This is a genomic window from Streptomyces lavendulae subsp. lavendulae, from assembly GCF_002803845.1.
GTDB classification, from domain to species: Bacteria; Actinomycetota; Actinomycetes; order Streptomycetales; family Streptomycetaceae; genus Streptomyces; species Streptomyces lavendulae.
The window spans coordinates 1279459-1294234 of the sequence record NZ_CP024985.1 but is presented as its reverse complement, the minus strand read 5'-3'; the positions used below and the strand labels follow the sequence as shown (position 1 = coordinate 1294234).

Sequence of the window (14776 nt, the reverse complement as noted above, 5' to 3'; positions counted from 1 at the left end):
CCCGGCCTGCACCTGCCTCAGAGCAGGCCGGGGCGATACGGAGACACCCGCATGACCACCCCCGACCCCCACACGCCGCGCACCCTCGGTGACCACACCTGGCAGGACCGCGCCGCCTGCCGCTCAACTCCGCACCACCGAGTCGACCTTGGCCTCTTCTTCCCCGAGCCCGACGAGACCGACCGCATCCACGCCGCGAAGGCCCTGTGCCGCCAGTGTCCCGTCCGCCTCACCTGCCTGGACGCCGCCCTCGAGAACGGCGACCGCGAAGGCATCCGAGGAGGCATGACAGAAGAAGAGCGCGCCTCACTGCACAGCAAGCTGGCCAACCGACTGGACTACGCCCGGGTCAACGCGGCCCTTGCTGGACGCGACATCCACCTCACCGGAGCCGAACGCCAGGCCGTCGCCCGCGCCGCCTACCAAGCCGGAACCGACATCGACCGGCTCGCACGCCTCCTCAAAGTCACCCAAGACCACGCCGGGAAGCTCTACCGCCAGACCCGCCGCGAGATCCGCAACCGAGCCATCGGCACCAGGAAGCCCCGGCAGAAGACAAGGCCCGCCGGTGCGCCGCTGCCAATCGACCCCGCCGGGCAGGGCCCCGACCACACGGAGCTCGGGAGGGCCGCATGACGGACCGGGCCGACGCCGCGCGCATAACCGGCTGGGACCGCGCCGCCATCGTCACCCTCGGCGCCGCCGCCTGCGCGCTCTCGTACGACGCGCTCCAGCAGATGGCCACCGCCATCCACGTCCGCGGATTCCTGACCTACCTGTTCCCCCTGGTGATCGACGGATTCATCGCCTACGGGGTGCGCGCGCTGCTCGTCATGAGCACCGCGCCGCTCACCGCCCGTACCTACGTCTGGACGCTCTTCGGAAGCGCCACGGCCGCCTCGATCTGGGCGAACGCCCTCCACGCCATCCGCCTCAACCAACAGCAGCCCTCTGGCGCCGGCCTCCGGCTCGGGGACCTGACCGTCGGCATCCTGTCCACCCTCGCCCCGCTCGCCCTCGCAGGCAGCGTTCACCTGTACATCCTCATCGCCCGCCGGGCAGAGGTGTCCGGTGTCCCCGGTCAGCCGGACGACTGGGACGGCCGTCCTATCCAGCCGACCGTCACCCGTCCCGTGACTACCGGTCGGCCGTCCAGCTTGCCTGCTGACCGGACGGGACAGGACAGCCACCTCCCGGTCACCCCTGAGCGGAGGATCGTGCAGCTCACCGGGGCGAACCGAGCCGGTGACCAGAACCGGAACCCAGCGGGCAGCAGACCCGCTCCAGCCGTTCACCAGCACCCGACGATGCCTCCCGCTCCCCGTCCGGCACGCGGCTTGCGGACAGCTCAGCCGGCGCCCCAGGACACCAGCCCGCCGGTCGATGACCTCCTCCTGATCGCCCGCCGCGCGGTGACCGAAGCAGGCAAGGCCACCCGCCAGGTCGTCGCGGACGCCATCCGAGGTCAGGGTCTCCCGCTGGCCAACGACCGTCTGACCGGCCTGATGGACCAACTGCGGACGGAGGCCGTCGGCCAGGACACCCGGCCTCGGTGACCCCGGACGACCCCATGCACCACCCCGGCACCCGAGCAGAGGCAGCCGCGGGCCCAGAACCGACCACCACCATCCCCACGCACCACCGGAGACCTCATGCGGCGCACCACCCCCGCGACCCGAGCCGAAGTCGACACCTGGCTGACCGTGCTGCTTGGCCATGGCCACCTGCACCGCTTCGAGCACGGCCCCGATGGCGCCTGGACCGTCTGGCGCACCACCACCAGCGCCGCCTTCACACTCCACCACCCCGTGCTCGCGATCGACTACGTGGCCCGGACCCTCCTCGACCTCCGCCGCCCCGCATCGGAGCGGCACCGGTGAGCCGTGTCGGCGAACGGGCCGAGCCGCCCACCGGCCTCGAGCAACACCACTGCCCAGCACCCGGCCGAGCAAGCTGTAGCTTCCGAAACTCCTCCGCAGCCCGTGGCAGCGGAGGAGTTTCGGAAGCGCACGCCGCCGCCCCCTCAGGGGCGGCGGAGGACCGGCACCAGGGGGTGCCGGATCCGATTGCTGCGACCGAGGGCGGACCGCAGCCAGGGGAGGAGAATCCGCCCAGCTCCGCCCCGCGCACGCGCCCTCGTCTGCGCCAGCACGAGCATCGCGACCACGTACGCAGCATCCGCCTCACCCGTCACGAACTCGACGACATCCAACGCGCCGCCGAGGCCGTCGGACTGAAGACCGCCGGATTCCTCGCCGACGCAGCAGTCGCCGTCGCGCGAGCCCAGGGCGGTCCGAAGACCTGGCTCCTCGACCAACGTGGCCTCGTCGCCGAACTCATGAGCGCCAGCACCCAACTCGCCCGAGTCGGCAACAACCTGAACCAGATCGCCCGCGTACTGAACAGCGGCGGTCACGCCGACTACGCCGACGAAGTCGTACGCCGGGTCCTGCGCGCCGCCTCCCGGGTCGAAGCTGCCGCAACCCAGATCGCGAAGCGCTGACCGGGTGGTACCCGACATCTCCACCGGCAGCCGGACGTACGGGCTCCTCGCCTACCTCTACGGGCCGGGCCGCCGGGACGAACACACCGACCCCCACCTGGTGGCTTCCTGGCTGCCAGAGCTTGCCCCTGACCCGGGCCGAGACTCCGCCGTCACCCTCAAGCAGCTCACCGACCGGCTGGACCTGCCTGTCCTAGCCCTACCGAAAGACCGGCGGCCGGCTCGCCATGTCTGGCACTGCCCCGTACGAACCGCCCCCGGCGACCGCCACCTGACCGATGCCGAGTGGGCGCAGGTCGCCCGGCGGATCATCCACGCCACCGGCATCGCTGAAGAGGGCGACAGCCAGGCCTGCCGCTGGATCGCCGTACGGCACGCCGAGGACCACATTCACCTCGTCGCCACCCTCGTACGCGAAGACGGGCGCCGACCGCGCCGGCACCAGGATGGAATCAGGGCTCAGGCCGAGTGCCGCAGGATCGAAGCGGAGTTCGGCCTCCAGGCCCTCAACGCCGGTGACCGCACCGCCGCCCAGCGTCCGACAAGTGCCGAACGATCGAAGGCCGAACGCACCGGACGCTCCGAGCCGAGCCGGGAGATGCTCCGTGAGTCCGTCCGCCAGGCACTGGCCGGAGCGGCGAACGACGAGGAGTTCTTCCGTCGACTCAGGGATGCAGGGCTCCGGGTCGAGAAGCGACTCGCGCCCTCCGGCGACACCCTCGGCTACAAGGTGGCCCTCCCCGGTGACCGCAACCGCGACGGGGAGCCCATCTGGTTCTCCGGCTCGAAACTGGCCCCCGACCTCTCACTCCCGAAGATCCGCCAACGCCTCGCTGCGGGTCCCCTGGACGACGGCCCCAGCGGGGACGACCAGAATCGCCCGCGCCCGGCCCGTACCCGTCGCACTGCCTCCCCACTGGTCGAGCGAGCCGCAGCGACTCTCACGGCAGACGACGACGAAGACGCGGCCGCCCAGCTCGTCGGCGTGGGAGAACTGCTGGACGCCCTCGCCCAGACCTCACCCGTCTCGACACGCGGCGAACTGCATCAGGCAGCCCGTGCCTTCGAACGCGCCACCCGCTCCCACATCCGTGCAGAGCGCTCGGACAACCGCGCCATCCGCTCCGCCGCACGAGGCATTCTCCGCGCCGGCGACGCCCTCGGTCGAGGTGAAGACGGCGGCGCCACCGCGATGCTGCTGTCCACGCTGGTTCTCGCCACGATTGCCGCCATGCATTGGCACTCCGCCCGGGGCCACGCCCAGCAAGCCGCCGCTGCTCGCCAGGCGGCCCAGCACCTCCGAGCGGCCTACCGCTCGTCCGCCACATCCCCGCTCAGCGCCATGCGCGAACAGGGCCGACGACTCACCCCATCCACCCAGCTACGGCACGCCGAGGCCGTGAGCTCGGCTCTTCCCGACCACGCCGATCAGGTCCTGGACGAGCCTGGCTGGGGCGCGCTTGCAGCCACGCTCGATGAAGCCGAACGGGCAGGGTACGAGCCAGCGGCTCTGCTTCAGGAAGTCGTCAACCAGCGAGAGTTGGAGTCCGCCGACGACGTCACGGACGTCTTGGTCTGGCGCCTGAGGCGAACTGCGAGACTCCCCGCAACGGCTAGCGCCGCACCACGTCGTCCAGGTCCCAAGACGGTGAGTCACCGCCAGGGCGCTGCGGAGCAACCCGCTGCAGAAGCTCGTGTCGTTGCCGGGGTGAATCGGCGTCTGCGGTGATGGCCGTGAACGGGCCTGGGTAGTTGCCGCGGCAGATTGAGCAGGTGGCTTCCGTTGGACCACCGTCCATCTCTTCCCGGCACGGACCTTGTCAGCGGCATCTCTTACACTCCGCTGATGCGACAGGCAAGGAAGATGGGCACCCTGACCGTGGCCCTCCGAAACGCAATGGCCCACGGGCACGCTGTCGGCTGCAACGTTGCCCGCAGCGTCAGTAGAGCGCCGGAACCACGCAACAGCAGTGCTTCCGGGTGGGGCGGCATCCCGTCCGAAAGTCGGACAGAGCCCCACTGTCGTCCATGTGAACAGGGGGATTAGAGCTGTGCTTTCCGCCGCTGACTTAACTGACCTGCGCGAGCAGTGGATTCAGAAGATCTGCAAGGGCATCGCCGCCAGTGCCGGTCACCACCCGTTGCTTGCCCCCGCGCGGATCGCCAGCGACCCGAAGGATCTGGATCTGCTACGCGCCCTTTTGGTCTTGCGGATCGCCGTCCTGGACGCGCGTGGCCGATCCATGGCGCAAATCGCCGAATTGCTGGCAAATCACCCGCTCTTCGCTGATCCCAAACCAGACATGGATCAGCTCGCCAGCTTGGTCAAGCATGTCCGTGGGTTCATGGAGTACAACGGGCTCACGGGTTCAGTTGTGCTGTTGGGCGTCGGCCTGCGCGCCGAGGATCCAGAAAGCACGTACGCCCTTCTGCTGGGTCACTGGTCCGGTCGGCTTGCCCAGGCGGCCACCGCCGTCCGGTCGGCCAGGGAATTGACTCGGTACTGGGGAGGAGTGGACTTCCCGGGTGCCGCAGAAGCTCTGGCGCCTCGCTCACTCGCACCTCTGGAGGCGTACTCAGGCACCATCTGGTCCAGACTGAATGCGGAGCCGGACACGCGTGTCCAGCACGCCGCGTCAGTTGCCCTGTTCAGGAGAAGCAGCGAGGTTCACGGCCTGTGGTTGAACCGGTTTTCCGCCTATGGGGCTGAGCATCTACGGCAGCTAGGTACGGAGGTGGCCTCCTGCACCGCAGCCAGAGGAGATCTCCGCGATGCAATTGGCCGCCGCCGGCTAAGCCATGCTTCGCGACCAGTCGTCACCCGCGCCCTGGATGCTCTCGACGAGCAGCTGGAGATGCTCGCCGGGGCCATCGGATGCCTGAGCGCGACAGAGCGCGACCTCCTGCGGAATCGTACGCAGCAGGATCGCTTTCAGGACGCCTGCATCCTGACCTTCCTGAACAGGGCGCTCGATTTCCGACAGGGATACCGAGTCGGGTCCTGCGTCCCCGACGTCCAGGCGGTACACGGCACATTCGGCCCTCTGCCGTGGTGGAACGTCATCGTCCAGACCGAGGAAGAGACGGAGGCCGCCCGCGCCGCACTTGGTGAGGGGGTGCTGCCCATTGGTTTCGAGCGGGATCCCGGACATGCGCACCGACTTCTCCTTGTCTGCCGCAAGCCCAGGACTGAGTCCCTCGGTATGCGGGCCCACTTCACCTTCGACCTGGAAAATCCTGCCCACGCCTGTGAACTGCTTCTCCTCGCAAGGAGGTCCGGTGTCCCCATCGACCTCTACGCGCATTCACGCAACGATCAAGATGAATGGGAGGTCGAGTCCACCCATCTCGGCACGCTGTACGCACCCATCGGTCAGGAACTCGCTGACCTGATCACGGAAGCCGCAACCGACGCACTCAATCGAGCTTTCCCGGGGGCCCGTGACTGCGACCACGACCGGTACGAGGGGGTCGAGGTGCTCGCAGAGGCGTTGCGGCTCCTGCCGCCCGCACAGGTTGAGCACTTCTCTTCGGGGCGCCGCATCACTGCATCGTCCCATCGCGACATCGAAGGCGGGATCGTAGCGCTGTCGACCGACCCGCCGGTTACGCTCTCCGGATTCTCGAGGGGTATCTGTAAAGTCCAGCAAGCCGGCGACTCACATGGGCCGCGCACAAGGACTCTCCTACCTCCCCCTCGGACGACTGGGTTCGTGTACGTTCAGCGGAACCCCGCGTTCCCGAGCATGCTCAAGATCGGCTACTCCGACCGGCTCGCGGAGGACCGGGCGAAGGAACTGTCACGTACGTCGGTCCCTTTCCCCTTCGAGGTGCTCTTCAGGGCCATCTCGTCCCGGCCCGAAGACGTGGAACGGTCCGTACACCGCCTCCTTACTGCCCAACGGGTAAGTGCCGAGAGGGAGTTCTTCAACGTCGACTTGGAAACAGCCATCGAAGCGATCCGCCACTGCCAGGGTGAGGCAACCGGGATAACGACCTGGGAGCCGATCCCTGTCATTCATCGCCTGCGCGCGGGCGACCGCGTCGTCCTTCCCCTTAAGGGCGGGCAGCTGTTCACGCTCACGGCGTACCCGCATCTGCTTAGCTCGTCGGCCGACGTCCTCGACTTCTGGCAGGCCCACGCGGACGGCGATCTACTGGAGATCCACGCCACGCGTGACCCCGGACACGTGGCCGGAATCAGCGACAACGATCCAGGCGCAGACGAGGACCCTGTTCCGTTCCTCGACAGGGATGGAACTGCGCAGAACGGCATGCTCCTTGGCCGCGAACGCATGGTCGCCGGCGACCGGCTGATCTGGTTCTCGGACGAGAAGGGGCCAGCCGACGCCCGGGGCGTCGTCTTCGAAGCGGACGCCTTCTGCCAGGTGACCTACCGGACGTCGGCCCCGAAGCAGGGTCCGCTGGGAATTCCTCTCCTGCTGAACCACCTTGACCGGGACATCCCCGATTCCCTGGGAGCGCACATCAGGGACGTCCTCGCGCTGGACCCACCGGGCCTGGGCTCCCCGCAACCCTCAAGAAGATGAAGGCTGGGTGGCAGCGGCCACGGATCCCCAGCCGCCCGAATACTGGCTACCCCAACTTGAACGGCGGCGTAAGAATGCCCGCTGAAGCCGGCCCTGAGCGCTGCGCGGTGCGGAATCCAGCTCGACGTGTCGATTTCAGCGCCAAAACCGAACTCACTTGCGAGGTTCCGCCGCTGCCTGCAGGGTTCCCGCGACCGTACGTTCACATGGCCAATCGACTCGACGGCAATCGTCGCGGCGGATGCGAGTCTGCCGTGGGCGAAGCGCCCCTGGCCGCCTGGCGTCAGCGTTGCCGGCGGGGCGGGGTGGAGTAGGCGGCCTGAGCTGGAACGACGGGCGAAGCAGCATCGGGGTTCCGTGGTGCCCTCGTGGACCGGGCAAGGGCTGCAGCGGCCCGCGGTTGCTGTGGGCCAGGGGCGGGATGGATGGTGACCAGCGGGAGATGAAGGTCCGGGATTGAGGGGGCGAACCGCGAGACCGGCGCGTGGTCCGCCAGTGCCATGGCTGAGGCTGTGATCAGGTGCTGGGGCGTGCTGGTGCTGAAGTACGCCCGCCAGGTCGGCGCGGTGAGGGGATCCAGGCCCCCGGAGAGCCGCCAGGTGGAGAGCTCGGGTTCCATCAGTTCGTCGAATTCGTGCAGCCGGCCGAGGCGTATCCGATAGGCGGCATGGCCGTCCGGCGAGAGCTGGTAGTGGGCTCCGGGCTGATGGCCGGCCGGTTGCCAGTTGCGTTCGGAGAGGAGGGCTGCTGGGCTGCTGGGGGTGAAGTGCCTCCCGCCCTGGAGGCGGTCTCGGAAGTTGTTGTCCAACCCCTCGACGAGTGTGGTGGTGAAAGCGTTGACCACCTCGGCGGGCGTGTTCCGGTCGAACGTGGTGATCCAGTCCGGTACGCCGAGAGCGTCCTCGGCGAAGGTGATGGTCCAGCCGCCATAGTGGCCCTCCACAGGGTTCGCGATCCGCACCCGCTGACACGGGCTGGTGTAGTACGTGTCAGTTCCGAAGGCGATGACCTTGGACCAGCCTGCGGCATCGTCCAGAGGTTCGGAGACGGTCCGGCTGGATCCGCTCCCGGCCAGGGCCACGGGAGCGACGAGGACCTCCTCGGCATTACGGGGCCCTGTGTCCGGGCCGGGCTGCGGAGCGGTCGGGGGAAGAGGCAAAGGCGGGAACCTCCTGGAGTGACGGCTGTCGTACGGACATGGGGTGCAGGGATCGGGCGCGGGCTGCCTGGGCTCGCGGGTTGACGCGGTCCGGGGTATCGGTCGGTGCCGCGTGATGGAGGCGTCGCGCGGCGGTGCGGTAGACGGCGTTGTCCTGGCGCTCGCCGACCGCGAGCAGGTAGATCTCCCGCCGGTGTTGGGATGAGGGCGGCGCGTCTCGGGATCCACGTAGACCTTGTGGCATCCGGCGAGCTCGCGCTGCATGGCTGCCCCGCGTTCGTTGCCGTGGACGAGGTGCTGCAGTTCCAGCAGGGCCAGATCCCGAATCTGGTCTGGCACCCTGCGCAGGTCTGCCAGGGCATCGGGATGAGCGGCGAACGCGAAGCGTGCCGTCTTCATCGTGGACCCCTGCGGGTGGCGGATGCAGGTGTCCTTCCGAATCGATCGCCGGTCCTGGTGGCATCCGAGGGTGCGGAGGGTGCTGCGTTGGCGCCCGCAGTCCGGGCCCGAGCTGCGTCAGCACGCCGCCCCTGGACCGGCGCCGGTGCCTGCGGCAGCGGTAGGTCGACAGCGGCGATCCAGAGGTCCGCAGCCTCGATACTGCTGAATGCTCCTTCCCGCACGGTGTAGGTCTCGAAGTCCTGGGTGACCTCTTCCAGGAACACCCTGTACGGGTGGGCAGCGGAGAGAGGGTGGCGATCGTGGACGAGGGTCGAAGTCCGGGCCCCGGCGTTGGAGTTGTTCTGGTGATCGGTGTAGTGGTCCAGAACGAGGTACCGCTGCCCGACATTGGTCCGAAGGAGTCCTTCGAGCCGGGAGGTCAGGGCGTCTGCCGGCTGGGGCCCGCGGTCGGTGAATGCTCGTACGGCATCCGGCGGACAGCCCTTCTCGATCAGCCAGTTCTGTGCCAAAGGCACGAGAGGGTGGTGCGCGTGATCGAAGTCGAAGACTCGCCGCTCGAGGTCCCTGGTGACGTGCACGGCGACGTACGCGGGGGCGCCCGGGTGGCCGTAGATCGCGGTGGCGTCGTAGAGGACAAAGTAGGTGTCCCTGCCGTTGGCGTTGTGGTGCGCAGCAACGACGGCAAGGTCGTCCTCTGCTGAGGCGACGAGCTCGTAGGAGTCCTCGGTCACGGCGTTGGCCGGTTCGAAGCCGGTGATCCGGTAGTCCGGCGGGCCTGCAGGTTTGTCGGTGGATCCCATCTCAGACGACGGGTGCAGAGAGGAGCCGGTGCGCGGGCCGTGTGGGGCTGGTGGTGCAGGCGCCGAAAGGTCCGTCAGGGGAGCGGAGTTGCTGCCAGACGGGATCAAGGTGGTCCCGGTGCCATGTGGAGGGTCCGGCGGGGCCGGCCTCGGCATCGGTGAGCTGCTGCCATGCCAGCCACAGGCCGTGGAGGCGGGCGACTGCCTCGGGGTGTTCGGACCACTGTCCGCACCAGGGACGACTGGTGGTGATCTCCCGGCCGTATACCGGCAGCAGAAGGTGGTGGACCCAGTCCGTCAGGGCAGCCAACTCGTCCGCGTACGCAGTGCCGTCCAGTGCCAAGATGAAGAAGGAGGACGAAGCGTCCGAAGGAGGGTGGGGTGCGTCTCCTGAGCCGGACAGCACCGGCCGCACCGTCGAGGCCAGGTCGGAGTCCTCGATCAGTTCCGCCGGTTCTTCCAGGCGCGCGATCTTCTCGTCGTGCTTCTGGCTGTCCGTGACCAGCCGTGTCACAGTGGCGACGAGATCGTCCAGGTCGTGGTCCGAGACACGTACCGGCCCGGCGTGGGCATGTTCGGGCATGGCGAGCCCCTTGGCGAGTCGGATGGATGGCATGTCGAGGGTCCGGGGAAGCGGCGACTTGGCTCAGCCGGAGATCCGGAGTAGAGCTCCGCCACATCACTTCGCCCGACGATGCGGGCAGCCCTGCACTGGAGGAGCGAGCCCCGCAAGCGCGGCGGCGGCCTGCTGTGGCACCACTCCGTTCCCCAGGGCGCTGAGCTGAGCCGGTCGGCTGAGTGCAGGCGTTGAGGTGACCCAGCCCGCTTCCACCCCTTGCATCCACTCGACGAACAGGGGACTCAAGCGACCCGCAGGATCGGTCGGCGCGGGAGCAGGACGGGTCAGGGCTTCCCACCGGGCCACGGCCGCGGCATAGGGCCCCCACCGCTCGATGTCGAGCCGGGAAGGGTGAAGAGCGGCGGCGGAGAAGGAAGGAGGCGCGGACTCCCCTCGGAGCAGGGCAGGCCCGATGAAGCCTTGGTCGTCTTGGCGCGCGTCGGTATCGGCAGCAGCCACTCCACCTCGTCCGCGAGAGTCGGACCGTGGCCGCCGTGCTTGCGCTTCGCAGGATGCTGACTTCCGCCGTTCGTCGCCAGGTTGCTGGTCGGCGTCTTGAACAGCGCGACGGTGGGAGGAAGGCCAAGCAGCGAGGAAGACCCGCTCGCGGCGGTGCGGCGCTCCGACGTCAGAGGCCCGTAGGACGCACCAACGTGCATCGAACCGGAGGTCGGCCAGGGAGCCGAGTACGGCACCGAATGCCCGCACAGCAGGCTGATCTGCAGCGTCTCCCAGGCACCACGGGCAGAGTTCCAGTGCGCCAGGGGAAGTGGCGGGCGAGGTGAGCAGTCCACGGACATTTTCGATCACCACCAGACAGGGGTTGAGGGCTTCGATGGCACGGATGACGTGGTGCCAGAGACCGGACCGGGTGCCTTCGGCCAGCCCGGCTCGGCGGCCGGCGACCGAGACGTCTTTGACAGGGGAAGCCGGCTGTCAGGACGCAGACCTCGGGCACGGTGGTCCAGTCCACGGCTGAGATGTCGCCGAGGTTCGGAACGGTTGGCCAGTGCCGAGCGAGGATTCGAGTGGCGCCGGGATCGATGTCGGCGTGCCAGGCGACGGTCCCGCCCAGTGCTGCTTGAACGCCCAGGTCAAGCCCGCCGTAGCCCGAGCAGAGGCTCCCGATGAGTGGCCCGCTGCCGGACCTCACGTGGTCATCGGCCATGACGGGGAGCGGGTGTGTACGCGAGCCGTGCGGGTGGCGTCGATCGGTGTGCCGGGGAGGTGAAAGCGGTCGCGTCCGTAATGCGGGCAGAGCGGCTGAGCGCGGCCACGGAGCGTGGCGGGGCTCCGCCGAGCCGGGCGGCGGCGCCGTACAGTCCCTGAGCAGCGTCGCCGAGCTCCACGCGCGCGGTCTCCAGGCGATCCTGCACCACTAGGAACGCCGCCTCCCGACCCTCCTCGAGCTCCGGAGCACCGGGCAGGACGTGGGCGAAGCGTCGGAGGAAGCCGAGTTGCTCGGCCGATGCGGTCAGGGCCTCCATGGCCCGTCCGGCGGGTACGAGCGCCGAGGTATAGGCCAAGATCACCGGTCCCGGGTCGGGCTCCGCCGTATCGGTTGCAACGCGGAACAGGACTTCATCGGATACGTCCGCGATCAACGCGGACAGACGCTGAAGCTGGTCAGCCGCGACGAAGAGATCGGGTATCTCCTGGCGGCTCGAGGGCACTTCGACGATGTCCCGCACCTCCTCGAAGGCACGGCCGGTGGCGTGGAGCGCGAACGTCTCGTCGGGCGGGTGGACTGCTCGTACGGTCATGAGGGACTCCGTCGTGGGGCAGGGCGGAAAGAGACGGGATGTGGAGTGGAGGCCGGGGCCGGGGGCGAGCCCGGACGACGGGCGCTGCTGCGGATGCGCGCGGCATCAGCTCGCGCTTCACGTGCCGGTGCCGCCCTGGCAGGCGCAGGCGGGGAGGCCGGCAAGTCACCGGTGGCTGTGCGCAAGCGGTCGTGGACGGCGCTCAGAGGCCCAAGCGCATGCAGGGCGTGGCCGATCAGCCTCCCCGGAGCGAGGGTTTCGTCGTCGGTCAGGGCGCGTACCCGACGAGCGGTGTCGGAGGCGGTACGGACGAGGGCTGCGCGCACCACGCGCTCGCCGTAGTGCTCCGCAGCCCCGCCGAGCGATGAGCTGTCGCAGATCCGCAGCACTCGATCTGTATCCAGCGTCCGGTCGGCGAGCGCGCCGCGACGCTGGATCTCCCACAGCACGGTCAGCTGGTCGACGGGCTCGCCCCTATGGTGCAGAGCTCCCAACGCTCGGTAGACCTGCTGATGGCCGGCGTCGGCGAAGTCCCCGGGATGCAGCCAGCCCACCACCCGGCTCAGCTGCTCGGGGCGGGCACTGAGGCTGCCGAGCAGGTACTCCTCTTCAGCCAGCAGTTGTTCGTCCGGTTCGGCCGGCACGAATGAGGGTGGCAGCGGATGCGGTACCGGCTGCACGTCGGTGCCCCACCGACCGCCGAGGTCGCAGAGGGCCGTCGCGAGCGCCCCGGCCTGGCGGACCGACTCCTCCGATGTTCCTCGCGGAGCATCGGTGCGAGCGGCCTGATGGAGCTGGGTCGCATGTTGCGCGACAGAGCGGCGGATCGCTCCCTCCAGCACCATCCGCCCGTAGACCACGGCATGACCGGGACGGGGACAGGCGGAGACGACCTGGTGGGCATACGACGCGGTGACGCCCTGGGTATGGGTGCCAGCCTCGACGACGGTGTCGGCTAGCCACGACAGGGGGATCGGTTCCTCCGCCCCGAGCCAGGCGGCGGGGTGACCGTCGTCCCTCAGCTTGAGGGCCGCGGCGTACAGGGCCTGGTGGATCGGACGGTAGAAGTGGGCCGGCTGAAGCCAGGGCGCGAGTCGGCCGAGCTGGTGTGGCTCCAGGAGCATCGCACCCAGGGTGGCTTGCTCCGCGTACAGCAGCGGTGTCATACCTATGCCGCCTTGCCGAACTCGTTCTGGTCGACGACCTTGCCGACGGCCCGCTCGGTGATGGCTGCGGTGGCCTTCGCCGATGCGGTGGCAAGCCGGTCGGCGTCCGGCTCCCGATACCAAGGCTTCAAGCCGAGGAGAGCCGGCCGGATGCCGGTCGCGAGGAGGAGCGCGGACCCCTTGGGCAGAGCGCGGATCGCATCGGCAGGCAGCACCCGCTCCTGCCGCATGGACACCGAAGTCGACCTGCCGGACTCGCTGGTGGACACCGAGACGGTGGGCACGTCGTGGTCGCCCACGAGCCGCGAGAGCTTGTCCGCGAAGTCGGCGTCATCGATACCCGATCCGATGAGTTTGATCGTCGAAGCGCTCCAGAGCGCGTCCATCCCGGTGTCGCCCCAGACACGCTGGCCCTGCCGGTAGCTCTGCAGGATCGTGATCGGGATGACCCCGCGCGAGCCCAGGTGGGAGTACAGGTCGGGGAGGTCTTTGATCTTGCACACGTTCGCGGCCTCGTCGAGGATCGCGAGCAGGGGAGGATCGAGCCGGCCACCATCGCGTTCGGCCTGGATCACCGCGGCGCGCATCACCGCGTCGGCAGCGGCCGCGATGATCGCGGAGGCGGAACCGCCTCCGTCCTTCGACAGCAGGAACAGGGTGTCCCTGCTGGTGGCGAACGCCTCCGGTTGGAACTCCCACACCTCGGCCGCGTTCGAGGGAGGGGTGACCCAGGAAGCGATACCCGGGTCGAGCAGGCAGCTTGCGTACTGCCTCGCCGTCTCGAAGATGCCGTCGCGCGTCTCGACGGCGCCTGCAACCGTGCCGTGGAGCTGGGCTGCCACAGCTTCCAGCCCCACGTCGTGCAGCAGGTCGACGGGAGTGCGGTCAGCCGGAGAGGCGAGCCAGCCGAGTACGTCGGTGATCGGGCGGCCGTCGTTGGCAGCAGCGAGGAAGAGCGCGGTGAGGGTGTTGGCGGCGGCCGTGGACCAGAAGTCACCGGCGCTCGACTCGTCGACGCAGGCGGTCACGAAATGTCCCGCCAGACGGCGGGCGCCGGCCAGGTCACGGGCGTCGGCCAGGATGTCCCACCACATGGTCCGATCCGCGTGGGCGATCTGCTGAGGGTCGAGTGTCCAGACCCTTCCGACGCCCGCGCGGGCGTCGAAGGTGGCGGTGAAGGCGTCGTTGGCCGCCTTGTTCGAGGTCAGCAGCACGGGCCCGGGCGCGCGGAGGATCGCCGGTATCGCGAGGCCTGAGGTCTTTCCCGAGCGCGGCGCCATGATGGCGAGCAGGACGTCCTCCCACGAGGAGCGGATCTCCCTGCGACCCGGCTGCAGCGTACCGAGCAGCACCCCGCGATCGTTCGGGGCCACGTTCTTGGGCTTGCTGCCCGTGAGGCTGGGACGCAGGCTGATGGACTTCGCCGCGCCCTCCTTCGGCAGAAGGGACGCGAGCTCACGCTGTCCGGCCAACCCCTTCGGATTGCCACGGAGGCGGAGCCAGATACCTCCGCCCACCAGCGCGGCCGCCAGGACGGTCAGCACGGGCAGGACGTAGCAGGCGATGACGAGCGCCACCCGGGGGAGCCGCGGCCAGGCATCGGAGGCGTGGAGCAAGGCGGCCATCGGTTCGTACGCGGTCCAGGGCCCGGAGGATCCGATCAGCGATTCGGCGAGGTTCCCGAACAGCCAGGCCAGGGATCCGGCACCGAATCCGAGTCCGACAGCCGCGAAGAGGACATAGAGGAGGAAGTCGGTGCCGGTGGTGGACGTGGGCGTACTGGTACGAGGTGAGGGCAAGTCACAGTCCGGTCA

13 protein-coding genes and 1 pseudogene are annotated in these 14776 nt (G+C 68.9%); 6 read left to right on the top strand and 8 right to left on the bottom strand.

The annotated features are described in order from the left end of the window. Window positions 1-51: 51 nt before the first annotated feature. The 6 genes from SLAV_RS05825 to SLAV_RS05800 all read left to right on the top strand — a co-directional run bounded on the left by SLAV_RS05825 (window position 52) and on the right by SLAV_RS05800 (window position 7053). Entirely contained in the window at window positions 52-636 is a 585-nt protein-coding gene (locus tag SLAV_RS05825) for a WhiB family transcriptional regulator (RefSeq protein WP_030229891.1), read from the top strand. Next, entirely contained in the window at window positions 633-1556 is a 924-nt protein-coding gene (locus tag SLAV_RS05820; protein WP_030229890.1) for a DUF2637 domain-containing protein, read from the top strand. The genes SLAV_RS05825 and SLAV_RS05820 overlap by 4 nt, the downstream gene beginning before the upstream one ends. A gap of 96 nt (window positions 1557-1652) precedes the next feature. Next, on the top strand, window positions 1653-1880 hold the full coding sequence (locus SLAV_RS05815; protein ID WP_030229889.1) for a hypothetical protein: 228 nt from the start codon (window positions 1653-1655) through the stop codon (window positions 1878-1880). A gap of 173 nt (window positions 1881-2053) precedes the next feature. Then, on the top strand, window positions 2054-2503 hold the full coding sequence (locus SLAV_RS05810; RefSeq protein WP_234333585.1) for a MobC family plasmid mobilization relaxosome protein: 450 nt from the start codon (window positions 2054-2056) through the stop codon (window positions 2501-2503). A gap of 4 nt (window positions 2504-2507) precedes the next feature. Beyond that, the gene (locus SLAV_RS05805) at window positions 2508-4232 is read left to right on the top strand and encodes a relaxase/mobilization nuclease domain-containing protein (protein WP_234333584.1); all 1725 of its coding nucleotides are present in this window, start codon (window positions 2508-2510) and stop codon (window positions 4230-4232) included. Window positions 4233-4554: 322 nt separating this feature from the next. Next, window positions 4555-7053, top strand: a complete 2499-nt coding sequence (locus SLAV_RS05800; RefSeq protein WP_051840890.1) for a GIY-YIG nuclease family protein — start codon at window positions 4555-4557, stop codon at window positions 7051-7053. Window positions 7054-7336: 283 nt separating this feature from the next. Here SLAV_RS05800 and SLAV_RS42225 read toward each other — a convergent pair whose 3' ends face one another. From SLAV_RS42225 to SLAV_RS05755, 8 genes and pseudogenes are all read right to left on the bottom strand, one after another. Then, entirely contained in the window at window positions 7337-8611 is a 1275-nt protein-coding gene (locus tag SLAV_RS42225; protein WP_234333583.1) for an SPDY domain-containing protein, read from the bottom strand. Next, on the bottom strand, window positions 8608-9414 hold the full coding sequence (locus tag SLAV_RS05785; protein ID WP_158740654.1) for a hypothetical protein: 807 nt from the start codon (window positions 9412-9414) through the stop codon (window positions 8608-8610). Before SLAV_RS05785 ends, SLAV_RS42225 begins: the two co-directional genes overlap by 4 nt. A gap of 1 nt (window position 9415) precedes the next feature. Further along, window positions 9416-9997 carry a DUF4913 domain-containing protein gene (locus tag SLAV_RS05780; RefSeq protein WP_030229883.1) on the bottom strand — a complete coding sequence of 194 codons (582 nt, stop codon included), beginning with the start codon at window positions 9995-9997 and terminating at the stop codon, window positions 9416-9418. Between the two features lie 96 nt (window positions 9998-10093). Then, window positions 10094-10918 carry a DNA cytosine methyltransferase gene (locus SLAV_RS41485; protein ID WP_250649647.1) on the bottom strand — a complete coding sequence of 275 codons (825 nt, stop codon included), beginning with the start codon at window positions 10916-10918 and terminating at the stop codon, window positions 10094-10096. Between the two features lie 100 nt (window positions 10919-11018). Beyond that, window positions 11019-11201 (bottom strand): annotated as a pseudogene (locus SLAV_RS43065) (hypothetical protein); the annotation flags it as partial. Next, window positions 11191-11796, bottom strand: a complete 606-nt coding sequence (locus tag SLAV_RS05765; RefSeq protein WP_051840886.1) for a hypothetical protein — start codon at window positions 11794-11796, stop codon at window positions 11191-11193. The pseudogene SLAV_RS43065 and the gene SLAV_RS05765, both read right to left, overlap by 11 nt. Next, complete coding sequence (locus tag SLAV_RS05760; RefSeq protein WP_030229881.1) at window positions 11793-12962, bottom strand: DnaB-like helicase N-terminal domain-containing protein; 1170 nt, start codon at window positions 12960-12962, stop codon at window positions 11793-11795. Before SLAV_RS05760 ends, SLAV_RS05765 begins: the two co-directional genes overlap by 4 nt. Before the next feature lie 2 nt (window positions 12963-12964). Further along, complete coding sequence (locus SLAV_RS05755) at window positions 12965-14761, bottom strand: type IV secretory system conjugative DNA transfer family protein (protein ID WP_030229880.1); 1797 nt, start codon at window positions 14759-14761, stop codon at window positions 12965-12967. Between the last annotated feature and the right edge of the window lie 15 nt (window positions 14762-14776).

Coding starts and splice junctions, on each gene's coding strand:
- SLAV_RS05825 (WP_030229891.1), top strand. CDS start 52: ATGACCACCCCCGACCCCCACACGCCGCGCACCCTCGGTGACCACACC.
- SLAV_RS05820 (WP_030229890.1), top strand. CDS start 633: ATGACGGACCGGGCCGACGCCGCGCGCATAACCGGCTGGGACCGCGCC.
- SLAV_RS05815 (WP_030229889.1), top strand. CDS start 1,653: ATGCGGCGCACCACCCCCGCGACCCGAGCCGAAGTCGACACCTGGCTG.
- SLAV_RS42225 (WP_234333583.1), bottom strand. CDS start 8,611: ATGAAGACGGCACGCTTCGCGTTCGCCGCTCATCCCGATGCCCTGGCA.
- SLAV_RS05785 (WP_158740654.1), bottom strand. CDS start 9,414: ATGGGATCCACCGACAAACCTGCAGGCCCGCCGGACTACCGGATCACC.
- SLAV_RS05780 (WP_030229883.1), bottom strand. CDS start 9,997: ATGCCCGAACATGCCCACGCCGGGCCGGTACGTGTCTCGGACCACGAC.
- SLAV_RS05765 (WP_051840886.1), bottom strand. CDS start 11,796: ATGACCGTACGAGCAGTCCACCCGCCCGACGAGACGTTCGCGCTCCAC.
- SLAV_RS05760 (WP_030229881.1), bottom strand. CDS start 12,962: ATGACACCGCTGCTGTACGCGGAGCAAGCCACCCTGGGTGCGATGCTC.